General features: G+C 37.9%; 29 protein-coding genes and 1 riboswitch. Of the genes, 16 read left to right on the top strand and 13 right to left on the bottom strand.

Annotation, left to right across the window (positions count from 1 at the left end; all coding sequences use genetic code 11):
• Positions 1-205: 205 nt before the first annotated feature.
• From KI343_RS15870 to KI343_RS15855, 4 genes are read right to left on the bottom strand one after another with little or no spacing between them, the layout of a single operon-like run.
• Positions 206-1282 carry an ABC transporter substrate-binding protein gene (locus KI343_RS15870; RefSeq protein ID WP_212927405.1) on the bottom strand — a complete coding sequence of 359 codons (1077 nt, stop codon included), beginning with the start codon at positions 1280-1282 and terminating at the stop codon, positions 206-208.
• Positions 1279-2082: an ABC transporter permease gene (locus KI343_RS15865; protein WP_212927404.1), complete on the bottom strand. Its 804-nt coding sequence runs from the start codon at positions 2080-2082 to the stop codon at positions 1279-1281. Before KI343_RS15865 ends, KI343_RS15870 begins: the two co-directional genes overlap by 4 nt.
• 1 nt (position 2083) lies before the next feature.
• Entirely contained in the window at positions 2084-2887 is an 804-nt protein-coding gene (locus KI343_RS15860; protein ID WP_212927403.1) for an ABC transporter permease, read from the bottom strand.
• Positions 2877-3986 carry an ABC transporter ATP-binding protein gene (locus tag KI343_RS15855; protein WP_212927402.1) on the bottom strand — a complete coding sequence of 370 codons (1110 nt, stop codon included), beginning with the start codon at positions 3984-3986 and terminating at the stop codon, positions 2877-2879. Before KI343_RS15855 ends, KI343_RS15860 begins: the two co-directional genes overlap by 11 nt.
• Before the next feature lie 546 nt (positions 3987-4532).
• Between KI343_RS15855 and KI343_RS15850 the strand changes: the two genes are divergently transcribed.
• The 7 genes from KI343_RS15850 (at position 4533) to KI343_RS15820 (ending at position 9489) form a co-directional block, all read left to right on the top strand.
• Positions 4533-5162 carry a TetR/AcrR family transcriptional regulator gene (locus KI343_RS15850; RefSeq protein WP_212927401.1) on the top strand — a complete coding sequence of 210 codons (630 nt, stop codon included), beginning with the start codon at positions 4533-4535 and terminating at the stop codon, positions 5160-5162.
• A gap of 75 nt (positions 5163-5237) precedes the next feature.
• On the top strand, positions 5238-5654 hold the full coding sequence (locus KI343_RS15845; protein WP_212927400.1) for a Spx/MgsR family RNA polymerase-binding regulatory protein: 417 nt from the start codon (positions 5238-5240) through the stop codon (positions 5652-5654).
• Positions 5655-5726: 72 nt separating this feature from the next.
• The gene (locus KI343_RS15840; protein WP_212927399.1) at positions 5727-6023 is read left to right on the top strand and encodes a hypothetical protein; all 297 of its coding nucleotides are present in this window, start codon (positions 5727-5729) and stop codon (positions 6021-6023) included.
• 223 nt (positions 6024-6246) lie between these two features.
• Positions 6247-6957, top strand: coding sequence for a hypothetical protein (locus tag KI343_RS15835; protein WP_212927398.1), 711 nt, complete (start codon positions 6247-6249; stop codon positions 6955-6957).
• Between the two features lie 213 nt (positions 6958-7170).
• Entirely contained in the window at positions 7171-8301 is a 1131-nt protein-coding gene (alr, locus tag KI343_RS15830) for an alanine racemase (RefSeq protein ID WP_212927397.1), read from the top strand.
• A gap of 26 nt (positions 8302-8327) precedes the next feature.
• Entirely contained in the window at positions 8328-8636 is a 309-nt protein-coding gene (locus KI343_RS15825; protein ID WP_212927396.1) for an MGMT family protein, read from the top strand.
• A 295-nt stretch (positions 8637-8931) separates the two neighbouring features.
• Positions 8932-9489 carry an NADPH-dependent FMN reductase gene (locus KI343_RS15820; protein ID WP_212927395.1) on the top strand — a complete coding sequence of 186 codons (558 nt, stop codon included), beginning with the start codon at positions 8932-8934 and terminating at the stop codon, positions 9487-9489.
• A gap of 85 nt (positions 9490-9574) precedes the next feature.
• Here KI343_RS15820 and KI343_RS15815 read toward each other — a convergent pair whose 3' ends face one another.
• From KI343_RS15815 to KI343_RS15790, 7 genes are all read right to left on the bottom strand, one after another.
• Positions 9575-10231 carry a lysoplasmalogenase gene (locus tag KI343_RS15815; protein ID WP_212927394.1) on the bottom strand — a complete coding sequence of 219 codons (657 nt, stop codon included), beginning with the start codon at positions 10229-10231 and terminating at the stop codon, positions 9575-9577.
• A 176-nt stretch (positions 10232-10407) separates the two neighbouring features.
• Positions 10408-11226, bottom strand: coding sequence for a MetQ/NlpA family ABC transporter substrate-binding protein (locus KI343_RS15810; RefSeq protein WP_212927393.1), 819 nt, complete (start codon positions 11224-11226; stop codon positions 10408-10410).
• Positions 11227-11341: 115 nt separating this feature from the next.
• Positions 11342-11521, bottom strand: a complete 180-nt coding sequence (locus KI343_RS20220; RefSeq protein WP_244857033.1) for a hypothetical protein — start codon at positions 11519-11521, stop codon at positions 11342-11344.
• Between the two features lie 15 nt (positions 11522-11536).
• Positions 11537-12463 carry an iron-containing alcohol dehydrogenase family protein gene (locus tag KI343_RS15805; protein ID WP_244857031.1) on the bottom strand — a complete coding sequence of 309 codons (927 nt, stop codon included), beginning with the start codon at positions 12461-12463 and terminating at the stop codon, positions 11537-11539.
• A gap of 96 nt (positions 12464-12559) precedes the next feature.
• Positions 12560-12676: riboswitch (SAM riboswitch) on the bottom strand.
• A gap of 17 nt (positions 12677-12693) precedes the next feature.
• Positions 12694-13146 (bottom strand): hypothetical protein, encoded by a 453-nt coding sequence (locus tag KI343_RS15800; protein WP_212927392.1) that lies wholly within the window; start codon positions 13144-13146, stop codon positions 12694-12696.
• 40 nt (positions 13147-13186) lie between these two features.
• Positions 13187-13975, bottom strand: a complete 789-nt coding sequence (locus tag KI343_RS15795; protein WP_212927391.1) for a YibE/F family protein — start codon at positions 13973-13975, stop codon at positions 13187-13189.
• Positions 13972-15084: a YibE/F family protein gene (locus tag KI343_RS15790; protein ID WP_483874254.1), complete on the bottom strand. Its 1113-nt coding sequence runs from the start codon at positions 15082-15084 to the stop codon at positions 13972-13974. The genes KI343_RS15795 and KI343_RS15790 overlap by 4 nt, the downstream gene beginning before the upstream one ends.
• Before the next feature lie 270 nt (positions 15085-15354).
• On the opposite strand from KI343_RS15790, the gene KI343_RS15785 reads away from it, so the two are divergent.
• Both KI343_RS15785 and KI343_RS15780 read left to right on the top strand, forming a co-directional pair.
• Positions 15355-16422, top strand: coding sequence for an ABC transporter permease (locus KI343_RS15785; RefSeq protein ID WP_212927435.1), 1068 nt, complete (start codon positions 15355-15357; stop codon positions 16420-16422).
• 6 nt (positions 16423-16428) lie between these two features.
• Positions 16429-17118 (top strand): ABC transporter ATP-binding protein, encoded by a 690-nt coding sequence (locus KI343_RS15780; RefSeq protein ID WP_212927390.1) that lies wholly within the window; start codon positions 16429-16431, stop codon positions 17116-17118.
• A gap of 117 nt (positions 17119-17235) precedes the next feature.
• Here KI343_RS15780 and KI343_RS15775 read toward each other — a convergent pair whose 3' ends face one another.
• The gene (locus KI343_RS15775; RefSeq protein WP_212927389.1) at positions 17236-18090 is read right to left on the bottom strand and encodes an SAM hydrolase/SAM-dependent halogenase family protein; all 855 of its coding nucleotides are present in this window, start codon (positions 18088-18090) and stop codon (positions 17236-17238) included.
• A 498-nt stretch (positions 18091-18588) separates the two neighbouring features.
• Here KI343_RS15775 and KI343_RS15770 point away from each other — a divergent pair, with 498 nt between their 5' ends.
• The 5 genes from KI343_RS15770 (at position 18589) to KI343_RS15750 (ending at position 23157) form a co-directional block, all read left to right on the top strand.
• Positions 18589-19548 (top strand): PstS family phosphate ABC transporter substrate-binding protein, encoded by a 960-nt coding sequence (locus KI343_RS15770; RefSeq protein WP_212927388.1) that lies wholly within the window; start codon positions 18589-18591, stop codon positions 19546-19548.
• A gap of 78 nt (positions 19549-19626) precedes the next feature.
• A complete protein-coding gene (pstC, locus tag KI343_RS15765; RefSeq protein WP_212927387.1) occupies positions 19627-20571 on the top strand; it encodes a phosphate ABC transporter permease subunit PstC in 945 nt (314 codons plus the stop codon).
• A gap of 1 nt (position 20572) precedes the next feature.
• Positions 20573-21463 carry a phosphate ABC transporter permease PstA gene (pstA, locus tag KI343_RS15760; RefSeq protein ID WP_212927386.1) on the top strand — a complete coding sequence of 297 codons (891 nt, stop codon included), beginning with the start codon at positions 20573-20575 and terminating at the stop codon, positions 21461-21463.
• A 47-nt stretch (positions 21464-21510) separates the two neighbouring features.
• Positions 21511-22326: a phosphate ABC transporter ATP-binding protein PstB gene (gene pstB / locus KI343_RS15755; RefSeq protein ID WP_280530145.1), complete on the top strand. Its 816-nt coding sequence runs from the start codon at positions 21511-21513 to the stop codon at positions 22324-22326.
• Between the two features lie 183 nt (positions 22327-22509).
• The gene (locus tag KI343_RS15750; protein WP_212927384.1) at positions 22510-23157 is read left to right on the top strand and encodes an SDR family oxidoreductase; all 648 of its coding nucleotides are present in this window, start codon (positions 22510-22512) and stop codon (positions 23155-23157) included.
• Between the two features lie 69 nt (positions 23158-23226).
• On the opposite strand, the gene KI343_RS15745 is transcribed toward KI343_RS15750, so the two are convergent.
• A complete protein-coding gene (locus KI343_RS15745) occupies positions 23227-23367 on the bottom strand; it encodes a hypothetical protein (RefSeq protein WP_212927383.1) in 141 nt (46 codons plus the stop codon).
• Positions 23368-23767: 400 nt separating this feature from the next.
• Between KI343_RS15745 and KI343_RS20650 the strand changes: the two genes are divergently transcribed.
• Both KI343_RS20650 and KI343_RS15735 read left to right on the top strand, forming a co-directional pair.
• Positions 23768-23956: a bacteriocin-like WGxF protein gene (locus KI343_RS20650; protein ID WP_212927382.1), complete on the top strand. Its 189-nt coding sequence runs from the start codon at positions 23768-23770 to the stop codon at positions 23954-23956.
• 610 nt (positions 23957-24566) lie between these two features.
• Entirely contained in the window at positions 24567-24824 is a 258-nt protein-coding gene (locus tag KI343_RS15735; RefSeq protein ID WP_212927381.1) for a PqqD family protein, read from the top strand.
• Positions 24825-25020 lie beyond the last annotated feature (196 nt).

Genomic DNA, 25020 nt, shown 5'->3' with positions numbered 1-25020 from the left:
TAATGGTTGAGATGAACTATTTGGAGATAAGAGCGAGGATGAAATAGGATTGAATCATTTCACTTCAAACGCCAGAGATATCGGGAATGTTGAAAAATAAATCCTTGAAACAGAAAATAAAAGGGATTAAAAAAATCCAGCTAAATCCTCTTGGAAATGGCGTGAAATGAAGGGGATTTAGCTGGTATTTTTACTTTAGTAATACTTATTTCCGGTACATTTTAAACTGCAAGAACAACTCATTATAAAAGGCTAGATTTTCTTTTCCGAGGTTTTCATATACTTCCAGCTTATCGGTTAAAGCAGCATCTGGATAGAAACGTTCATCATTCACCATTTCTTCGGGCATATAATTTAATGCTTCCTTATTGGGCGTAGCGTAACTCACGTATTCCGTATTTTGCGCAGCAACCTCTGGATCAAGCATAAAATTAATAAATTCGTGGGCTCCTTCTATATTTTCCGCGGTTTTTGGAATCACAAAATTATCAAACCATAGATTAGATCCTTCCTCTGGAACAACATAGTCCATCGCTTCATTTTCACCCATAATATCCGCTGCATCCCCAGACCAGCCGACTGCTATTGCGGCTTCGTTATTCGCCATCAGCATCTTATTCTCATCACCGACAATGGCACGAATATTAGGTGTTAACTCTTCCAAATAGTCCAGTGCTTCATATAGATGTTCAGGGTCAGTATCGTTTAAGGAGTAGCCTAGTGTATTTAAGCCCATTCCCATAATTTCTCTAGCCCCATCTACAAGCAGAATTTGGTTTTCTAAGCGGGGATTCCATAAGTCATGCCACCCGGTTATTTCCATCCCTTCCGGAAGAAGATCGGGATTGAAGATAATCCCCACGGTTCCCCAAAAATAAGGAATAGAATAGCGGTTCCCCTCATCAAAAGGCAGATTTAAAAAGCGCCGATCAATATATTGGAGGTTCGGGATTTTATCATGATCAATTTCATAGAGTAAATCTTCCTCTGCCATTTTTTCAACGGTATATTCAGAAGGAACAGCGATATCATACGTTGTTCCGCCTTGTTCAATTTTGGTCATCATCGCTTCATTGGAATCAAAGGTTTCGTAAATAACGGTGATACCTGTTTCCGCTTCAAATTGTTTAATAACGTCTTGATCAATATAATCTCCCCAGTTATACACTGTAAGCGTATTGTCTCCTGAAAATCCTTGCGCAGCATTCATCCGATTGATAACGATTAACAAAATAATAGATATCAACAGAATCCATAGAAATGAACGATTTAAAGCTTTCATCGTCTAAAGTTCGCCCCCTTTGTCCCTGAGCGGCTTGCCAGGTAATAGTACACAACAACAAAAATGACGGTAACAACAAACATGAGTGTTGATAATGCATTAATATTTAATGAGACACCTCTTCTTGCCAGGGAATAGATTTCAACAGATAATGTGGAAAATCCATTTCCAGTTACGAAAAAGGTAACTGCAAAATCATCTAAAGAATACGTTAAAGCCATAAAGAACCCAGCGAAAATACCTGGTGCTATATAAGGCAGGGTTACTTTTGTCAGTACATTCCAATGACTTGCTCCTAAATCACGCGCGGCATCCTCTAAAGAAGGCGACATCTCCATCAGCTTTGGTAAAACCATCAGCACGACAATGGGCACGCTAAAGGCAATATGAGATAACAGAACAGAGTAAAAACCAAGCTGAATTCCTGCCATGGTAAAAAGAATCAAAAAGCTGGCCCCAATAATAACGTCCGGACTGACAATAAGAACATTATTTAAAGAGAGCAGCGAGTTTCTTGTTTTCCTCTGTTTATAAGAGCGTATGCCAATGGCTCCTAAAACACCAATCACTGTAGCAATCAGTGCGGACAATAAGGCAATCACAATGGTGTTTAATACGATAATCAATAGCCGCGTATCCTGTAATAATTCCTGATACCAATCAAGTGTAAATCCTTCAAAATGGCTCATTGTCCCGCCACTGTTAAAGGAATAGAATATCAGATAGAAGATGGGCGCATATAAAATTACAAAAACAATCCATAATAATAGATTGGCGAATGAATTCGACTTTTTCTGCATGTTACACACCTCTCCTTCTGATGGAGGTAAGTGCCATAAAACCGACCATGCTGATGATTAAAAAGACAGCAATGGTTGCACCCATTCCCCAGTTCTGCGTTACCAAGAATTGCTGCTCGATAGCTGTACCCAGAGTAATTACTCGGTTTCCAGCAATAAGACGCGTGAGCATAAAGAGAGATAATGCCGGAATAAAAACAACCTGACAGCCAGATTTTACGCCATCTAACGTTAAGGGAAAAATAACTCTTCGGAATGTTGTCCATTTAGATGCTCCTAAATCGCTGGCAGCATAAAGCAGGCTGGGATTTAATTTATCCAAAGCATTAAAAATAGGTAAAATCATAAAAGGAATAAAAATATACACAGCAACAAATACAAAGCTGAAATCAGTAAATAAAAGCTGTCTGGAGCCAATACCAATCCACTCTAAAAATTGATTGGCAGCCCCGTGCGTACCAAAGATTCCGATAAACGCATAGGCTTTCAATAACAGATTAATCCAGGATGGAACAATAATAAGTAAAAGCCATAGCTGCTTATGCTTCGTACGGGTTAAAATATAAGCAGTTGGATAAGCAACAAGTAAAGAAATAACGGTTATTAAAAAAGCATACCAAAAGGAATTCACGATCATTTGCAAATAGGTGGCAGTAAAAAAGTTTTTGTAGTTCGTTAGGGAGAAATTCCCATGAATATCAAAAAAAGAATAGTAAACAACGAGCAGGATTGGCGCGATGACGAATAAAATGATCCACAGTGCATAAGGAAGCATGATTAAATGACGAATGTTTTTATTTTGCATTGTTCTCATCCTCACCATATGCATCGAGGCGACGTTCAAAGTCCTCTTCCGATTCATTTAATCGCATGACGTGAATATCCTTCGGAGTAAAACGAAGTCCTATTTCTTCTCCGATATTCGCTTTTTTGGTTGATTGGACAAGCCATTCATTGCCGAATTCGTCTGTACAAGTAATTTCATAATGTACACCGCGGAATAACTGAGCTTGAACCGTTACGCGAATACTCCCCTGATCTACAGATGTAATCTCCATATCTTCTGGCCGAATCACAATTTCTACGGTCTCATTGGGATTCATTCCTTGATCTACACATTCAAATTGCTTGCCCGCAAATTCTACGAGAAAATCCTTGATCATGGTTGCTCTAATAATATTTGATTCACCAATAAAATCAGCAACAAACCGATTAATTGGCTCATCATAAATATCGTTTGGCGTTCCGCTTTGCTGAATTTTTCCCTTGTTTAATACAAAGATTTCATCCGACATGGCGAGCGCTTCTTCTTGATCATGCGTGACAAAGATAAAGGTGATACCAAGCCGTCTTTGCAGTTCGCGTAATTCATATTGCATTTGATAACGGAGCTTTAAATCCAGTGCAGAGAGCGGTTCATCCAATAAGATAATAGCAGGTTCATTTACAATGGCGCGAGCGATCGCCACACGCTGCTTTTGACCGCCAGACATACCTGTGATCTCTCGATTTTCATAACCCTTTAAATTAACAAAGCTGAGCGCTTCTTTGACTTTGGCATCCATTTCAGGTTTTTTTACCTTTTTAATTCGTAATCCAAAAGCTACATTTTCATATACATTTAGATGTGGAAACAAAGCATAATCTTGGAAAACAGTATTAATTGGACGTTTGTTGGCAGGGACATGATTGATTTTTTTTCCTTCAAAAAGAATATCGCCCGATGTTGCTTCGGTAAAGCCGGCTATTAGGCGAAGAATGGTAGTTTTGCCGCATCCTGAAGGGCCGAGTAAGGTATAAAACTTACCTTTTTCTATTTCAAAACTGACGTGATCCAAAACCGGTGCATCATCATCAAATTGTTTCATGACATGGTTAAATTGAATGATTGTTTTTTTTGCCATTTCATACTCCTTTTTACAGATAGATATCTAACAATCCCCTTTGGATAGCTTTCCGTAAACTTCAATCATTTAAACGTTTCGAGATATAATTGCTCATTATTGCGGAGCATATAAAGGAGGGGTAAAGTTCTTGTCAGATTCGAAATAATTATACACGAAAATAAATCATTTGAAATATCCTTTTTACGTATTCTTAAGAAAAAATTTCTTTCGCATCGTTTTGGTGAGAAATAGCGTATATACATAGGGTTGATTAAAGTGAATAAAAGGGACATGCACGACTTTTTATGGAGCGGGTAAATTAGCATTTTTATATCCATTTATGAAAAAAGGTTATAATTTGGGGAGGTTAGGGAATAACTTGATAAAGTGCTCATTTGAAGTCTAATATGAAATGCCTGAAGCGTAACTTGCCATAAAATGGTCACATTTGGTCAAAAAAATGACACCGTGTCACCTAAAAGATTGACTTATGACACGGTGTCATTTAACATAAAACCATAGAACATAACAATGTGTCACATTGGGTTTTGGAGGAGCAAGAAGATGCCTAAATCAACATTTTTTAATTTACATGACTCAAAAAGAGCTAAGTTATTGCAGGCGGCAGAAAAAGAATTTGCCAGAGTTCCATTATCGCAAGCCTCCATTGCGAATATTGTAAAGCTTGCTTGTGTTCCAAGAGGGAGTTTTTATCAATACTTTCATGATAAAGAAGATGTTTTTTACTACTTATTAAAACTCCATACAGATAAGCGTCGTGTATATTTTTTAAATGTGTTAAAGGAAAGCAACGGAGATTTAATGGATTCCATGGACCAAGTATTCCGAACCATGTTAATTGAATTAACCGAAGAGGAACACTTAAAGTTTCTAAAGAATGCTGTATTAAATGTCACGCATGAAATTGAGGACTCTTTTACAGAACTTTTCTTAGGGAAACAGCATGAGGTTGATGCTGTAAATCAGGTAAGAGATTTAGTTGATTTTGATAAATTAAATATAGATAGTAAACAAGAATTTTTTCATGTTATGCAAATATTAACATCTGTCACATTTCGAAATATAGTCGATAAGCTTTCCAGGAATCTTTCTCATGAAGAAGCTATCGAAAATTTCCGTATCGAAATGGACCTATTAAGAAAAGGTTTATCGAAGGCGAATAGCGAAGGATAAACTTTTCAATTTGCTTAAACGCAACGTTTTCTAATGTTTTAAGAAAAGAAACTATATAAGAATGGGGTATGATTAATGACAGTAACAATCTATGGTGCAGCATGTTCATCTACAAGGAAGGCAAAACAATGGTTTACGAAAAACGGTATTGAATATACGGAACGCAATGTAATTAGAGAACCGTTAACGGTAAACGAATTGCAAAGTATTCTTCGTATGACAGTAGAAGGAACGGATGAAATTATTTCTACTCGCTCTAAAATTTATAAAGATTTAGACCTTGATATCGAAGCCTTGCCATTACAGGAGTTATTAGAAATTATCCAAGAATACCCGCGTCTTTTGCGCAGTCCAATAATGGTGGATAAGAAGCGTTTACAAGTTGGATACCATGAAGAGGATATTCGTCAGTTCTTACCACGAAAGACTAGAGAACATCAATGGCTGCAATGGAGAAAAAACCATCTGCGTGTTGCTGAAGCTAATCGCTAAGGGGATATTTAAAAAGTTCCTTCGATTACGTTATTAGAATATATCTGGTAAAAGAAACAAACGGAGGAGACAATGCAACTTATTGCCAAACAACCGTATGTAAAGATCGTCCGTCAAGTAAGTGCTTTAGAACAAAAGGATATAGAAGAACAGCGACATATGTATCTCTATGAAGATAAGATTGTCACACGGTATAGGGAATTTCCAATTGAGGATGTAATGGATATCTCTTACCGTTTTTCAGGAAATAAAGGAATGCTTTATTTACACACGCTTAAGGGAGTTTATGCCTACATTATAAAATCTTCACCAGAACAGTTTATGAATGCATTTAAAAATAGAACACATCGTACTACCCATCGAAATTAGAAAAATAGAAAGATCTGCTCTTTAAGCCGAGCTCAATTTCCCCGAGACGGCACGGCATTCATATCCAATATATAAAATACAGCGAAAAAAACCTAAGTGGATATTGCTTAGGCTTTTTTTCTGTTCTTGAATGAAAACAAAGAAATAAGACCATATAAAATTAGGCAAATAACCAAAATTCGTCCTATTTCTTTCTTTATGCATAAACTGATGAGGAGAGGTGATGGAAATGGTATATCTGAATCAGCAAAAGCGTATCTATGCAAATGATATAAAAGGTGCTTCATCTAATCAAGAAGTGTTTATTTATGCGCATGCAAGTGAGAGAGAACAAAAACAGCTAGAAATGCAGCGAGAGTCAAAAGAAGCATTGCAACAGCTGCAGCGGGATGTGTTTGCAAAAAATCAGCAGTTGGAACGCATCGCAAGAAGGTTGAAAGAGATCGACAAAAATAAGAAAGATCACCAACAAACCCAAGAGAAAGTATTAAAACAGTTAGATTCGCTTCGTGAGAATACAAGGAATGAAAGTAAACAGCTTGCACAGGTTCTTGCTGAACAAGAGAATGCAAAGGCAGAGGTAAAAGAAATCAAAAGTAACCAGACAACCATTGATGCTAAGCTTGAAAAATTGGATAAGGTAAATGAAACAATTTTTAATAAAGTAGACGATCAAGCAAATAAATTAGATGATATTCATCGACAAACGAATCAACGAGAAGAGGATCTCACGTTACTTTATGAAAGACTCGATAAGCATGAGGCTTGGCTTGAAAAGTTAATTCGACAAATGCATGATTTGCGCGGGATTATGTATGAACGGGCCGATGAAATCATAAAGAGGGTGGAAAAGGGTATCCAGCTATTCGGAAGTAAGTGGAATGTTGTCCAGCGAAACGAGGCGAAATCAACCAAAGAACCATTGAAGAAGTGAGCTGTTTCAAAAGAAGCAGCTTATTTTTTTAACAGGAAATCATCATCTCTTCCAAACCTTCTGTAATTATTCTGGTTTTAGTTAGCTGATCCCTTCCTTCTATTTCCGTAACTATCCAACAGAGAATGGAAATGATAAAATAAAATTGATATAACGTAAACGAAGAAGCAAGACTAAGTAGAAGTGCTGATGACAGACAAGGTGGGAAAAAACATGATAACAACAAGTTTTCGGGATACTTGGGTAGAAGTATCTTTACAAGCTTTAGCATTTAATGTGAAACATTTGAAGCAGCATATTCGGAAAGGTTCCCGTTTTATGGCGGTGGTGAAGGCAGATGGGTATGGTCACGGGGCGGTGCCAATTGCGGAAGAGGCGTTAGATAATGGAGCAGACTATCTTGGTGTCGCATTCTTAGATGAAGCTTTGAGACTCCGGGAAGCAGGAATTACAGCACCTATTTTATTGTTGGGATATACACCCGCTCATTCCGTTTATAAAGCTGTAGAACAGGATATAACGATGACAGTCTATTCGCATGAGACCATAGAAGCTATTCGCCAGGCTGCGGAGACGTTGCGGAAAAAAGCAAAAATCCATATCAAAGTAGATACAGGAATGACGCGTATCGGCGTTCGGACAGCGGAGGAAGCTTTATATTTATGCCAGGCTCTGGACCAAAAAGAATTGGAAGTGGAAGGCATCTTTACGCATTTTGCAGAAGCAGATAATGCCGAGTCAAGTGATTATACGTATAAACAATTTGAAACCTTCCAGTATATTTATCAAGTGCTAGAGGCTAAAGGTTATACCATTCCAATCAAGCATTGTTGTAATAGTGCCGCAACCATTGCATATCCGGAAATGCATTTGGATATGGTTCGAGTAGGTGTCAGCTTGTACGGCCTTTATCCAGAGCCGCATTTAAAAGAAATGTTGCCATTAAAACAGGTGATGAGCTTAAAAACAAAACCTGTTTTAATTAAACGTGTTCCGGCAGGAGAATCTGTTAGCTATGGTCGAACTTATACGACGACAAAGGATACAAAAGTTGCTACATTGCCAATCGGATATGCAGATGGACTATCCCGTCTATTATCTAACCAAGGGCACGTTACCATTCATGGGGAGGAATGTCCGATTATTGGACGTGTCTGCATGGATCAGACGATGGTGGATGTTTCTGAGATAGAGGATATAAAAGAAAATACGATTGTAACCATTTTTGGCGACCCTCGTGACGGATACATTTCCCTGGATACAGTTGCGGCACAAATGCAAACAATTCATTATGAAACGGTTTGCTTAATTGGAAAACGTGTTCCGCGAAAATATGTACGATAAAACCCTAGAAGAGGAATGATAAAAAAGTGACTCCCTTTACGAACCAAGTCATCACAGTCATACAAAAAATCCCGCCTGGGAAGGTGATGACATACGGTCAAATAGCAAGCGAAGCAGGCAATGCCCGGGCGGCTAGACAAGTTGTACGCGTATTGCATTCGATGAGTCAAAAGCATAACTTACCCTGGCATCGTGTCATCAATGCAAAAGGTGAACTGGCGATTCCTGATGAAGCAACAAACTGGGAGCAACGAATTCGCTTAGAAGCGGAAGAGGTACAGGTGTCTTCAGATGGACGGGTAGATTTACGGAAGTATCAATGGTTTCCGGGTTAATTCGCTCTATTTTAGCTGAGGTAAATCGTAAGCATCTAACTGTATTTCTGTTAGGTAACTAGGTATAATACAGTTAATAACTTCTTTTTGATAAGCGGTTTCATCCTAGGTATAGATGCCTGGATTGTGTAAGCAAAACGATCCGCAACAGTAAGAAAATTTCAGTGATAGCAGTGTATTTATTCACAGCTAGGCAATGAAAGTAAATACTTATAAGTGCGTTGAATAGATTAATCTAGAGTCGGATAATTTCATAGATAAAAAGGAATAAATTAATGATATAGGAGGATGCTCCGTGAAGATAATTGGTATTTCTGGTTCTACGATTGGCTCAAAAACAAGAGTGGCAGTGGAACATGCATTGAAATATATGGAAAAGGAACATGCGGAAATTGATGTAGAGCTGGCAGATTTAAAGGACTACGATGTGGTCTTTAGTGATGGGCGTTCCTATAAAGATTACACAGGTGACACCAGAATATTATTGGAAAAAATCATGCAGGCTGATGGCATATTAATCGGTACGCCGGTTTTTCAGGCATCCATTCCCGGAACGTTAAAAAACTTATTTGATCTTCTGCCAGTCGATGCTTTTCAGAATAAATTGGTTGGTATTGTAGCGACAGCAGGAACGACCAAGCATTATTTAGTTCCAGAGCAGCACTTAAAGCCAATTCTTCATTATATGCATGCATGGGTAATTCCTAAATATGTCTTTATTGAAGAAAAGGACTATACGAACTACGTGATTACCAATCAAAATGTTATTGATCGTTTAAATAAATTATCAGATGATCTTGTCCACTATGTCGATGTCTTACAGAAACATCCAGAAATAACGCCATTTCTATAATAAAGACCTCTTATGAAAATGTATTTCGTAAGAGGTCTTTTTGCATCAAAATTGGAAGGGGGGGAACGCGCTTTGATTCTATCGATTACCAAGTTACTCCTTTGTGTGTCGTCGGATCAATGGTAAAAAGGCAGTGGGCAAGAAGAAATTGTGCACTGTAATAAGTGATCATAATAACCTCATTTGCAGCTGTAAAACTAGATATGAACATATTCCAAGCAAGAGCGCTATCGGATATAATAAATAGAATGCTGCCTAGAATAGCCCAGCGATTTCCTGTCATTATCGCTGTGAAAGCCATGAACAAAATAATTCCAATATAAGCGATAACAGGCAGGATAAGCATTGTTTCCCCGTTTTCCTGCAAATTGTCTACAAGCTGATAACCGATCCAAATAGCAAAAAGAAGAAGCGGTATGGCAGAGAGACTTCGTGGAAAAGAAAAACGCCACTGCTGTAAAAATCCAATGGTATAGAGTACATGGCCAATGAGAAATGCAGTCAAACCAATCAAAAACCAATGTATCGTCGCGTCGCCAATCATGCAAAACGTAAGGGCAGCTATAATCCAGTAATGTGTTGCTTTTCGTTTCGGCAAAGACTGTTCAAAGGCATAGATCAGAATGAGCACCATTGGAATTATCTTAAAGAATATACTAAATGCTAATGGCTCGGAGGGAGAAATAAATATATAGACAATTCCTGTGGTTAAAATTAAGATGGGCAAACGATAAAGTATCAAAGTGGATACATCCCTTTCTTAAAACTTTAGATTCGTCATCGTAATAGGTTGTCTAAATAATAAGTTCTAGAAAAACATAAAGAAACCCTCTTTGATTATCCCCTTTATAAGAAAAATAAAACTCCTCCTGCCAAACTTGAATCATCTGACAAGAGGAGCGCTTTTAATTGTTCTATTTACCATCCCGGGATAACAGAGCCGTTGAAGTTTTCCTCAATAAATTCTTTCATTTCATCGGTCTGATAAAGATCGATAAATTGCTGAACGACTTCATCATCCTTATTTTCTGTGCGAGTTGCAATTAAGTTAACAAATGTAGAATCTTGCTCGATAAAGATAGAATCATCCGTAGGAGAGAGCCCAGCTTCAATTGCAAAATTTGAGTTAATGGCAGCTGCATCTACTTCCCCAAGCTGTCTTGGGATTTGTGCAGAATCTAATTCCAGCAATTCAATATTTTTTGGATTATCTACAACATCATTTACTGTTGCATTGACACCTACACCTTCTTTTAATGTGATAAGCCCGGCTTGTTCAAATAGTAATAAAGCGCGTCCGCTGTTGGAAGGATCTCCAGGCAGACCTAATGTTGCACCTTCTGGAATATCGTCAAGAGATTCGACGGTTTCTGAATAAACACCCATTGGGAAAGTTACTGTATCTGCTACTTTAACGATATCTAAATTTCTTTCTTCAATCATAACATCTAGGTAAGGTTCTGTTTGAAAACTGTTAATGTCAATTTCTCCCTCTGCTAGAGAAACATTCGGCATAACATAGTCGCTGAAAACCATGGTTTCGATTTTCAAACCATCTTCTTTGGCAATTTCAGCTAATTTTTCAATAATCTCTTCATGGGGACCAGCAGTTACGCCTACTGTTAGTACACCATCCTCAAGTAAATCCGATTCACCGCTGCTTTTGTCATCTCCACCGCAGGCAGCGAGGGCAAGCAGTAATAAAGCTACAATACTAAGTAAATATTTCTTTTTCATAATGATTTTCCTTCTTTCTCTTGTTAGATGTAATTATAATTGTTTGCGACAACGACGATGGGTTTCGAATAAAGAATCATCGCCTTCCCAATAAAGGTGGTCAATCTTGCTCCTTTTAAGGCTTGACTTGCTGAAGATCTCTATTCATGTTTTCAAGTTGTAAAAATGCCTTCATAACTGTATCTGCATTTATGTCTTCCTTCATCAAATGAATGGATTCTTCTTTTCGCGTTACTTTTTTTGCAATTGTTTCTAGCAGCTCTTGGTCATCTGTATGAATGGAGAAGTTTGCCAAGCTTGTTGGAAAGCCCTATGTTTCATAATATTCCAGTAATTTAGTGAGCTCTGCAGTATCTTTTTCAATCGCTAGTTGAGCGAGAATTCCATAGGATACAATTTCACCATGGAGGTAGTGCGCTATTTGCGGTGCAGCTGTTAAGCCATTATGTATAGAATGCGCGCCAGCAATTCGTCCGGCTTTTCCTCCAAAGCCGCCAACCATGCCCCCAGTTGCAATAATGGCTTCAATCACGCGAATAAGGGCATCTGTTACTTGGTTATTCTCGCAAGCTTGAATGGCCTCTTTACTGTCAACTAGCAAAATATCCTTACAAGTACGGGCTGCAAATTGAGATATTTGCAACCAAACTGGCAGTACGCCAGTAGGATAGAGAGAGTCCACTAACGAGCGAGCTTCATAGAATTTTGCCAGGGTATCGTCAATTCCTGCTTTTAAGTATGTAACAGGCGCTTCCGCAATGATGGCTGGTTCTACGATTACGAGTGTATTAGACTCAGGGAACTCTGTATAATGAGAATGGGTCCCATCTTCTTCATAAAAAACACTCAGCGGAGTCCATGCTGCACACGTTGCTGCAATCGTTGGAATGAAGATGCTTTTTATCTGCGCATTCGTAGCCGACGCTTTTGCAATGTCTAGGGCTGTACCGCCACCAATTCCAATTACAGCTTCAATATGTTTTTCTTGATAATGAAGAGCGAGCTTATTGGTTCGTTCGACAGTACAATGCCCATCTGCAAAATGGATATCTTTTTCTTGTACCCTGTCCAAAAATGCAGCAGGGAGATAAGGTTTTGCTTTTTCCCAAGCAGTTCTGCCAGCAACAATCGCTACTCGTTCAACATGCAGGTCATTCAGGTTTTCTACAAGATGTTTCAGAGCACCTTCACCAATTTGATAATGGCTAGGCGATCCTTTCACAGAAGCAATTTGCATAATAATATCTCCTCTTAAAAGAACTTTGAAAATGCTACATAAAAAACCTCTCTAGTTATTCTAGAGAGGTGAAAAGATTGATCTACTAAACGTCCTCTCTTATTTTCCAAAGCACATCACGCACTTTGCAGGATTTAGCACCTTTTTTAGAACAAGTTCTAGAAAGGTTGCCGGGCTTCATCGGGCCAGTCCCTCCGCCACTCTCAATAAGAGTCTTTATGTAACTGTTGTTATATCTTAATACGAAAAGTTAGAAAAGTCAATGACCTTCCATATAAAGCCGCTCCATCCTCCAGTATAACTGCTCCGAAAAGTAGAAAAGCGCTCCAATCCCATGCAAGAGCGCTCCACCCAGGCATAATGCGCTCCGAAAATAGAAAAAGCGCTCCACCCAGGCATAATGCGCTCCGAAAATAGAAAAAGCGCTCCACCCAGGCATATTGCGCTCCGAAAATAGAAAAAGCGCTCCACCCAGGCATAATGCGCTCCGAAAATAGAAAAAGCGCTCCACCCAGGCATAATGCGCTCCGAAAATAGAAGAAGCGCTCCACCCCAGGCATAATGCGCTCGAAAAATAGAAAAAGCGCTCCACCCCAGGCATAATGCGCTCCACCACCAAGCAAATCCGCTCCAAATAGAAACCCAAATATTAAAAAGAAATCCAAACATTGATCGTACATCAACGTTTGGATTTCTTCATAAAGATTATATTTATCTTTTTCCCTATCTATTCGATTCTTCTTCTAAAATTCCATCTTCCTTTTTTCGCTTCAAATAATACGCACTCATCAAAGAAGCAATCGGAATAACTAAAGCAATACCAACACCGGAAACAAAGATCGAAAGCATTTCATCATTAAATACTTTCGCATTAATGATATCGCCTATGGAGTATTCTAAATCCTTAAACCAAATTAATAGACCCATATACCCGCCGAAAAAGGCAAAGAATAATGTATTGGTACTTGTACCTAAAATATCACGGCCAATGCGAATACCGGCTAAGAATAAATCCTTCCTGGAAATCGTCGGGTTCTGCTCATGAATTTCACGCATTGGAGAGGTGATTGAAATGGCGGTATCTACAATAGCTCCAATTGTACTCATAAGAATTACTGCTGTAGCAATTTGTACAAAATTAAGTCCGATATGCACGTTGAATGTGGTAATTTCCCCAGATTCTTCTTCACCGAGTCCATAAATCATGGATTGCTCCGTTAAAATAATAATGAAAAAGATTAAGATAACCGTCGTCGCAATCGTCGCTAAAAAAGCGAGCATCGTTTTATTATTTACCCGATTAATGAAGAATAGGCTGACCGCGCTGATAAATCCACATGCAATCAACGCAATAATAATCGGATTTCCGGTCGGATCATTCATGACAAAAACAGCCATTAGAACAATAAGAAAGTTAATAAAGAGTGCAATAAAGGATCGTACGCCCTTCATCCCGCCGACCCAAGCCATTAATGCAAACAATATGATCGCTAATAATACGAGTACATTCATAATTTCGCCTGCTTTCTACGGATAAAGAAAATAGATATATAAATCGCAATTGGAATGGTCAAGACAATTCCAATCCCGCCGACTAAAGCGCGTGCTAACTCCAGAGAAAGGTTCATGGATACTGTAAAACCAAATGGTGCTGCGTTTTTCAAATAAATGAGGAGCATCGGAATCGACCCACTGACATAGGCAAAAAATAAAATGTTGGTCATCGTGCCCATAATATCTTTGCCGACTTCATAACCTGCTTTTTTTAACGTTTTTAAATCAATCCGGTTGTTTTTCTCATACATTTCGAACATGGAAGCAGATAAAGTGATAGCAACGTCCATGACAGCTCCCAAGGATCCAATCAGTAGTCCAGCCATAAAAATGGTTTGCGGATTTCGGGTTAAAAAAGCCATCTCTTCATAGCGAAGTCCCTGTTCTCCGGTAAAATGAAGCGCTACATAAGCAATTACCAAAGATAGGCCTGTACCAAGCAATGTGGTGAGAATCGCTGTGTAGGTTTTTTCATTGAATCCTGTTGCCATCAGTAACGACAGCACGGTAAAGATTATAATGCTGACTAATGTAATAATAGACAAGCCAATACTAGGGTTATGAATATAGATGTCTAATGCGATGGACAGGATGACTGCATTGACCAGGAGACTAAGCGCAGATAAGGCACCTCTGGATTTGCCGACAGCCAGTAAAATAATCAAGAATATCCATGCTACAAAAACGAAATATTTATCTCGTTTAATATCTCCTGTCGCTTTCCCATCTTGCGCTAGAAAAATCTCATCTCCAGCAGCTAATTCATAGTCTAATGCCAGGGATTGGATATATTCATTATCAAACGCAGTTACTTGGCCTTTATCGGATCCATTCTTTATTTCCCCGACGATATGCTGTGTGACATGTTCGTCTTCATTTCCATGTGTATCTACTTGTTCTTCTCTATTTATTTCTTGCACATCGGTTATTTGGACAATCGTTCTATCATATAAATCATAATTATTATTGATAAAAATCATAGACGCTATAAAACCAATTAGCAATAAACCAACGGTAATTACCTGCGCCTTTGTCCGATTTTTTAACCATGTCTTCAATGTAATCACTCCAAAAAATAGGATCTGCCTATTTGTATTTCCGAAAACATATACTATAATACCACTTTTAAATAGGAGGAGACACGTATAACTTCAAAAAATTTATATATGAAATGTTCGGCATGAAAGAAAGGAGGCTGATGTAGCCTGCATATGTAGTATGTGTCAAAAGCAAGGCAGTATTTCACAACGTTTAAGGTTTTCGACAGTTCTTTTGTGGCCATTCCTGAATTTGTAAGGCAACGGGATGTGTAAATGAAAGGAAAGGGAAGTGGTGCGATGTTTTTAGCTTGGAATGAAATAAAGAATAATAGGCTGCGTTTTACACTAGTGATTGGCGTATTGATGCTGATTTCTTATCTTGTTTTCTTTTTATCTGGGCTGGCCAATGGTTTGGAACAATTAAATCGGGAAGCGGTGGATAAATGGGAGGCAGACGGCGTTATTTTAACAGAAGAATCGGATTTGCGCCTGCAGCAGTCCATCTTGTCTACCGATGATTTTGATGGGGCCGGGGTGGATGAATATACCGAATTATCCCAGCTAAGTGCCATTGCCAGTAATGGAGATAAAAAAGTAAATGTATATATCTTTGCGGTAGAACCGGATTCTTTTATGATGCCGAATGTGACAGAGGGAGATAACTTTGCAGGCAGAGGAGAAGTCATTGCCGATGATACATTGAAAGAAGATGGCTTTAAAATTGGTGATGAGCTTTCCTTATCTTCAACGGATGAAACATTAGAAATAGTGGGTTTTACGGATAAAGCAAGATTTAATGCAGCGCCTGTACTGTTCACAGATGCGGAAACGCTGGAAACCCTTCATTCTAGGAAAATGACTGAAGCGGATGAGGATGTGGTTAATGCCTTTATTATTCGTACAGATAATCTGGACGATGTGGAAGCAGCTGAAGCGTTGCAGGTTGTGGATACAGAAACATTTATAGAAAATCTGCCGGGTTATACCGAACAGAATTTAACTTTAACGTTGATGATTTATTTCCTATTTATTATTTCTGCAGTTGTTTTAGCAATTTTCCTGTATGTACTTACGATTCAGAAGATAAGTATTTTTGGAGTAATGAAGGCGCAGGGAATATCATCCAGATACTTGGCCGGGTCTGTGGTGGCGCAGACATTTTTGCTTTCGTTAGCCGGAGTCATGATTGGCTTCGTTCTTGCTGTCATCACGGGACTGTTTTTGCCGGCAGCTGTTCCAGTAGCCTTTAATTACCTAGAAATGCTGGTGTACGGAACCGTCCTGATTGTTGTTTCGATAATCGGTGCATTTATCTCTGTACAGACTATCGTACGAATTGATCCGTTAAAGGCGATAGGAGGTTAAGAAGGCATGGCTATTTTAGAATTGAAAAAAGTGCAGAAAACATTTGGATCTGGAAAAACAAAAGTAGAGGCAATGAAAGAAACGGATTTTAAAGCGGGAAAAGGCGAATTAATTGCCGTTATTGGTCCCTCTGGTTCTGGTAAAAGTACGTTTTTAACCATTGCCGGCGGACTGCAAACACCGACAAATGGAGAGGTAGTCATTAATGGAACTGCTTTGTCAGATATAAAGGAGAAAAAGCGTGCGAAATTAAGATTGAAGGAAGTCGGTTTCGTTTTACAAGCGTCTAATTTGGTACCTTATCTAAATGTAGCGCAGCAAATGCACGTATTAGATAAGGTGAAAAAAGGGAATATGGGAAGAGAAGAAGCTGAAGCGCTTTATCAATCATTAGGAATAGAGCATCTGCTTTATAACTTTCCGAAAGACTTATCTGGCGGCGAAAAACAGCGAGTTGCGATTGCTAAAGCGCTTTACACGAATCCGAGTATTATTTTAGCTGATGAACCAACTGCTTCTCTAGACTCCGACCGGGCATTTGAGGTCATGGGTATATTGAAAGAAATGACGAAAGAAAAACAAACAGCAACCATTGTCGTGACACATGATACAAGACTGATCAATGACTGTGACAAAGTATATAAAATAACAGACGGTAAAATGGAGTTGCATGAGATAATGCGCCGTACGACGTGAATGCAATTATATAGAAATAATCAATCCATGAAAAAAGTGATGTACAGCTAGTTTCATAGCAATTGCATCACTTTTTTCTTTAAAGATATGGATGGAGCACCTCGGTGGAGCAACCTGCTATTCATTGATTTTCGGTGCCTTACGAATCATAATTCGCCAATTAGCGCCTGTTTCAATGTGATAGGTCTTTGCAAAAGAGCCCTGATTGATTGCTACTCCTAAATTATCTAATGAATTAACGTATAACAAAGGCTCGCCAAGTCGGCTGTCAGCAAAAGAATGTCCATATGTCATCCTATTTTTGTATACTTGTTGGCGATTGTTAAGAATGGTAACTTCAAAGGCATCCCCGTGCGCAATCCTCGTCTTTTGAAATAACTCTCTGCTAATATTTGTCCAGAGATTCCCAAAACGAACATCTAATATATCGATATTACCGTAGATAACATCTTCTTCAATATAGGCTTCCGGTTTTGTTAATTCCACAGTATCTTTCACATCAATGGCAGGGCCGACTTGGTCAAAGCTAATGGTATTGGAAGCCAATCTTGCTCCGGTATATGCATAAATATCACGGCCGTGAAAAGTATAAGATTCTCCTGATTGGGGTAAGCGATTTACTGTCTCATCAATGATTCTTGCTTCTTTAATTCCGATATCTTTCTTAATATGAGTGAGTGTCCCGTTATCGGGCGTCACAACATATTGATTATGCGCCGTTTTAACTACAACACTCCGTCTGGAAGTTCCAACCCCCGGGTCGACAACAGAAATAAAAACGGTCTCTTCAGGCCAATAAGGCAACGTTTGATAAAGACGATAGGATGCCTCCCAAATATTATATTGCGGAATGTCGTGCGTCAGATCGAATATCCGAAGCGTGCTGTCTACAGAAAGTGCCACACCGTACATAGCGCTGACTGCCCCGTCACTAATGCCAAAATCTGTTTGAATTACTAGGTTTCTGCCCATATACGTCCCCCTCATCTATAGTATTCCCATTTTCATGAATGTGTGGCCGCTTTTTATCTTCTTAAAAACAAAAAAAACCACGCCTCAACCGAAATATCGATAAGGACTTATCATTATAAGTAACGAAAATTTGAAAAACAAGTACTTATTTTGCACGATAAGAAAGAATGCAGAGAGTACAGTATAAGCGCAAGTTTCTTTGAAAATGATAAAAGTCTAAATGCCTGGTTTTGTTTTAACTTGTATACGCTTTTTCTACAGGTTGTTAATTCGAATGATAAATTGGATATCTGTGCATAGATTAATAATAGAAGTATATGATTTTGTTTGTCGTATGGAATAGGACGAGCTTAGCCCCTCTTTAAAAATAAAGGAGTTAATTTACATACTCTTTACAATTACAACAAACTATATTAATAATTCTTCTCTATACTTCAAAGTAAGGACAGAGAGGAAATGTCCAGTAAATAATGATATTAAATCTAAGGGGGCCCTTTCATGAGCTTTAAACGTTTTACTTTATTCTTTTTTATTTCCGTTCTACTATTTTTAGCAGCTTGCGGTTCAAGTGATGCAGACAGTGCTGGCAATTCGGAGTCTGATAATAACGAAGAGCTAACAGGGAATGTTGCGATTGATGGTTCTGGTACCGTATTCCCATTAATGGCGCGTTTAGCTGAAGATTATATGTTAAATGAGCAGCAAGGTGTTTCGATAGAAGTAAGTCGAGCTGGAACAAGCGCAGGCTTTGAAAAATTCTTAGCGGAAAATGGTACAGATTTTAACGATGCCTCGCGAGAGATAAAAGAAGAAGAACAAGCAAAAGCAGATGAATTAGGAATTGAAGTCCAAGAGTTGAAAGTTGCATTAGACGGTTTAACGATTGTGACACATCCAGATAATGACTGGGCAACAGAGTTAACTCCAGAACAAGTACAGGGAATCTTCCTTGGTAAATATACAAAGTGGTCAGATATAGATGATTCTTGGCCAGATGAAGAAATTCAAACTTATGGTCCAAATGAAAATCATGGAACGTACGAATTCTTTTATGAAACAATTTTAGAGGAGCAAGATTTAGTAGGAAGTATTGACCTGCAACAAGATTACTCCACATTAGTAACCCTTGTTTCCGAAGATAAGAACGCAATTGGATTTTTCGGGTTTGGCTACTATAAGAGTAATCAGGACAAGATTAATGCCGTATCAATTAACTTTGGAGATGGGGCAGTGGAACCTTCTCTAGAAACCATTGCAGAAGATGGGCCTTATGCGGACTATACACGCCCTGTGTTCACTTACTTGAATGTTAATCATGCAAAGGAAAAGCCAGAGGTTCTTGACTATGCAAGATATGTTTTGGAAAATGCAAATCATGTTGCTGGGGAAGTCGGATTTGCCCCAATTCCAAATGAGGAAATCAAATCTCAATTAGAGGCAATCGAGGGATTAAAATAAGAAAAGAAGGAAGATGAGGGCTGTGCAGGATTATGCTTCTCATCTTCCTCATTCTGCGAGGAAGGTGGCTTTCGCATCATGGCTACAGATAATAAGAATCGGATTTCGGTTAGTGAAATGATTGAAGAACAAAAAAAGAAACGTAAATTTCTTAATCAATTAGAAAAGTTAATACCAACACTGTTACTCATTATTGCTTCGTTATCGGTTCTTACTACAGTAGGAATTGTTTATACGTTACTTGCTGAATCCGTTGCATTTTTCAGGAATGTACCGATTCTAGATTTCTTTACAGGAACGATATTAAAACCGCTAAGTCAAAATCCGGAATTTGGCGTCCTTCCTTTATTAAATGGAACAATAATTTCAACAGTGATTGCGATGCTGGTAGCCGGACCAATTGGAATGATGTCAGCAATTTATTTAAGTGAATATGCACCTGATCATGTGCGAAGGGTATTAAAACCGTTATTAGAGATTTTAGCTGGGGTGCCGACAATTGTTTATGGATTCTTTGCATTTACGTTTGTAACACCTTTGCTAAGGATGGTTTTTCCATCCATCGAGGCTACGAATATTCTTAGTCCCGGAATCATTATGGGTGTCATGATTATTCCGATGATTGCTTCGCTTTCCGAAGATGCGATGTCTTCTGTTCCAAATTCAATTCGAGAGGGAGCTTTAGCGCTTGGATCAACGAAGCTGGAGACAACATTTAAAGTAGTTATTCCAGCAGCGCTATCTGGGATTATCGCTTCCTTTGTACTTGGAATTTCCCGGGCGATAGGGGAGACAATGATTGTAGCTATTGCGAGTGGAAGCTCCAAGAATTTCACCTTTGATATTACGCAGTCTATGCAGACAATGACGGCTTATATTGTAGAAGTAGCCGGCGGGGAAGCGGCAGCAGGAACAACCATTTATTACAGTCTTTATGCGGTAGCATTAACACTATTTGTTTTCACCTTAATTATGAATCTATTAGCAAAATATATTTCACGTAAGTTTAGAGAGGAGTACTAAGATGACAACGAAATATATGGATGCAGAGTTGGTCGGAAAACGTATGTCATCACGTGTACGGAAAAACGCAGGGTGGAAAGGTGTTTTCTTTGCATCCACCTTGTTTGGTTTATTCGTTTTGGCGGTATTGCTGATTCGCGTGTTTACCCAAGGATTGGAATATATCAATATTGACTTTTTGATGAATCATCTCTCAACAGATGCAAGCAGAGCTGGGATTATGGGAGCTATTTTAGGAACAGCGTGGCTGATGCTGATTGTTGTTCCAGTGACCATGGTGGTTGGCGTAGGAACAGCAATTTATCTGGAACTTTATGCAAAGAAAGGAAAGCTTCAATCCTTTATCGCAACTAATATTTCTAACCTGGCAGGTGTGCCGTCCATTGTTTATGGATTATTAGGACTGACACTTTTTGTTAGAGCTTTAGAATTTGGTAATGTGTTGTTAGCAGGTGGATTAACTTTAGCTTTACTTGTGCTTCCGATTGTCATTGTGGCAGCACAAGAAGCATTACGGGCAGTGCCAGGAAGCCTGAGCGAAGCATCCTATGGCATGGGGGCAACAAAGTGGCAGACAGTACGGCGTATCATTTTGCCAGCAGCCATACCCGGTATTTTAACGGGAGCGATTTTATCATTATCCCGAGCAATTGGAGAAACAGCTCCATTAACCGTTCTCGGTATACCAGCTTTATTAATACCGTTCCCATCAGGAATCTTTGACACTTTTACGGCATTGCCGATGCAAATTTATTATTGGACCATTGATTCATCGCTTGTAGCAGAATATGCGAATCTAGCAGCGGCAACCATCATTGTATTATTGATTCTGCTGTTCTTGCTAAACTCCATCGCGATATTCATCCGAAATAAATTTCAACAGCGTTATTAAACAAAAATGGGCTAAATAGGAGAGGAGACAGTCTGATGAACACCGTAATGACGAAGAAAATTAATTTACAGCTTGTAAGAAATGAAAGAAGAGAACCAGCAGTGCAAAAGGAAATTGTTTATGATACAAAAGACTTAAATTTATGGTATGGAGAAACCCATGCATTAAAAAATATTAATATGGATATCAAGGAAAAAGAAGTGACTGCCATTATTGGGCCATCAGGGTGTGGAAAGTCAACCTATCTGAAAACATTGAACCGGATGGTAGAGTTAGTGCCGATTGTAAAAACATCTGGAGAGATAACTTATAAAGGAAGAAATATTTTAGATAAATCTTTTCGTGTAGAAGATTTACGAACCCAGGTCGGCATGGTTTTTCAAAAGGCAAACCCATTCCCAAAATCAATCTATGAAAATATTGCCTATGGGCCAAGAATTCACGGTATTAACAACAAAAAAATTCTTGATGAAATTGTGGAGAAAAGCTTACGCGGTGCATTTATCTGGGATGAGTTAAAGGACCGTCTCCATGATAATGCTTACGGGTTATCTGGCGGACAGCAGCAGCGTTTATGTATTGCCCGTTGCTTAGCGGTTGAACCGAATGTTATTTTAATGGATGAACCAACGTCAGCATTAGATCCAAAATCAACTCTACGTATTGAAGAGCTTGTACAAGAATTAAAAAAAGATTATGCAATTGTTATCGTCACCCATAATATGCAGCAGGCAGCTCGTATTTCAGATAAGACAGCATTCTTCTTAAATGGGGAAATAATTGAATATGATCAAACCGACCATATTTTTAATACCCCGACAGATGAACGTACTGGAGATTATATCTCTGGCCGATTTGGATAAGAGAAGAATTGTTTGAGAATGAATGGCTTTAGAGGTCATTCTTTTTTTATTTGTAAAAGTAAGCGTATTCTTTTTAGAATTATGCTTTTTCTTATATAATAATTTATTAGGAGCAGCGTTTGGATATAGGTTAAACAGGGAATTTAATGTAGTAAGAAGAATAGTATAAAGGAGCTGTGCGAAATGAATATAGTAGTAATCGGAGCAAACGGACAAATCGGACAACACCTTGTTCAGCAGCTTCATGCACATGATCAGCATGAGGTTACGGCAATGGTTCGTAAAGAGGAGCAGCAAAAAGAATTTGAAGATAAAGGAATACACGCTGTTTTAGCTGATCTTGAGGGAAGCATTGCTGACTTAGAAAAGGTATTAAAAGGTGCAGATGCAGTGGTATTTACAGCAGGATCCGGCGGGAAAACTGGTCCAGACAAAACATTGCTCGTTGATTTAGACGGTGCTGTAAAATCAATTGCGGCAGCAAAAAATGCAAATGTAAACCGCTTTGTCATGGTCAGTGCATTCCAGGCACATAATCGTGACAGCTGGGCAGAAAGTCCAATTAAACCATATATGGTTGCAAAACACTTTGCAGATGAGGAATTAGTGCGAAGCGGGCTAGACTATACCATTATTCGTCCTGGCGGTTTACAGAATGAACCGGGTACAGGAAAAGTTCAGGCCAGTGAAAATCTGGAACGCGGCAACATCCCTCGTGAAGATGTAGCAGCTACCATCGTAGAAGTGCTCGATGCTAAAAATACGTATCAAAAAGGCTTTGATTTAACTGCTGGAGAAGATTCTATCAGTGATGCTGTAAAGCAAATATAATGAATGAAAGGTGCCCGCATTTTATTGTGAGCGCCTTTTCAGGATTATTCAGTATGCAGGTAGCCAATGTCATTTAAATATATTGTATTTCTTAAAAAAGGAATCAAGCTCTTCATCAAAATAATATTCAGTGAATCGAATAAATTCTTTTGTATCTACTTCTTTATATTGATAAAAATGAAAATAGGTTTTTAAAAATTCCTCTGCCACTTTTATTCCACCTCTATCTTCAAATAATTTCCACAGCATATAATCGGACTTTCCGTAGATGTAATTACTCATATTCTCAGTATATTGATTCAATGGCAGATTTACCGGATATTGTTAAAGGAAGACGTTCTAGAGAATGTTCAATTAAGCAGAAATTATTTAAATAAAAAAGTATATCAATTAAGTGGCGGGAACAACAGAGATTAGCAATTGCAAGAATCCTACTAAAACCCTGTACAGTTATTTTTGCAGATGAACCGACGGGAAATTTAGATAAAAATATCATTCTCTCTATTTTTAAAAATTTAAAAGAAAACGGGAAAACGCTAGTTTGTGTTACTCATGATAGTGATATTGCAAAGCAATCTGATCGAACTATCTCACTATAGGAGGAAATTATATGAAAGCTATATCAAATGTTATACTGAACTGTATTATCTTAGTAATCGCATTAGTTGTACATCGATTGGTTATAAGATTTTTTGATTTACCTATTAATAATACTTTATTTTATTGGGGTTCACTAATTGTTCTTTTTGGTGTCATCAATGTATTTATTGTACTAATAATTACACCTATGAGAAAATAGCTCAAGCGCTATTTATAATATATATGAAATAAAAGATTTTCTTGAAGTGCTCAAACATTACAAGCCATCCTTTTCACATGCAGATGCCATAAAAACAACAAATTTGAAGTTGTTTTTATGGCATCTTTTTAAATACGTGATATACGCTTACCATTTTCGACAAAGGTGTTGTATTATTACCAAAGAAAATATAAATATAACAAATTATTAAAAATAATTGATAAATTTGAAATGGTATTGTAACATGTAATTATCTAATTATTAAGATTTGTAAGAAAAACAGTTAAATTTTTAGAAAAGAGAATAGAATATTTAGTTAAATAATCAAAAAGGCTTAATATATCGGTAATTTATGGGGGTGATAACTAAAAATTGCAGTATTAATTTAAGTGTGTTTTACGTTGAATAGAATTACTAAATATGATATGTACAAATCATATTAGTTTATAGGGTTTAATTAATTGGAAACATAATTGATATGTATTTATGACAATGCCTACAAATTAAAGGTGTTATTTAAATGTAAAAGGATCAAAGTGTAATTATAAAGGAAAAGGTAAGCGATTACAAAAAGGTTTTTTATTAAATTCGTTTTAAGGGGAATTAAAAATTGGCAATTAAAATTAATAAACATATTATTTTTCATGAAGAAAAAAACGAAAGCATGCTAATTAATTTTGTTGATAACTATATGATTGGGTTAGACCAAGTATCAACACTGATTTGGAAAGAGCTGATGAAGGATAGGGACGAAATAGAAATAATTAATTATCTCGCGGAAAAATATCAAGAAGATAAGAAGTTGCTATATAAAGATGTTAAGGAATTTTTAAATGATCTAGAACAGGCTGGTGTAATAAAAAAATGAGGAAGATGTATATTTTTATATTATTATATATTAACTTGATAATATTTGATTATTCTATCCGGGATATTTAAGATGACGTACAATAGTCTGTGTAAGATGAATAAATAGGAAAGGTAAGGTTATCCTACCCTTTAGTTAATCACGACAAAAACTAAGAAGAGGAGACCTTACCCATGTCTACTAGTATAACTGATAA

This window comes from Oceanobacillus sp. J11TS1 (assembly GCF_018333215.1).
In the GTDB taxonomy this organism is placed as follows: Bacteria; Bacillota; Bacilli; order Bacillales; family Amphibacillaceae; genus Oceanobacillus.
Note: the sequence above shows the minus strand (reverse complement) of the source record. Positions and strands in the feature narration are given on the sequence as shown.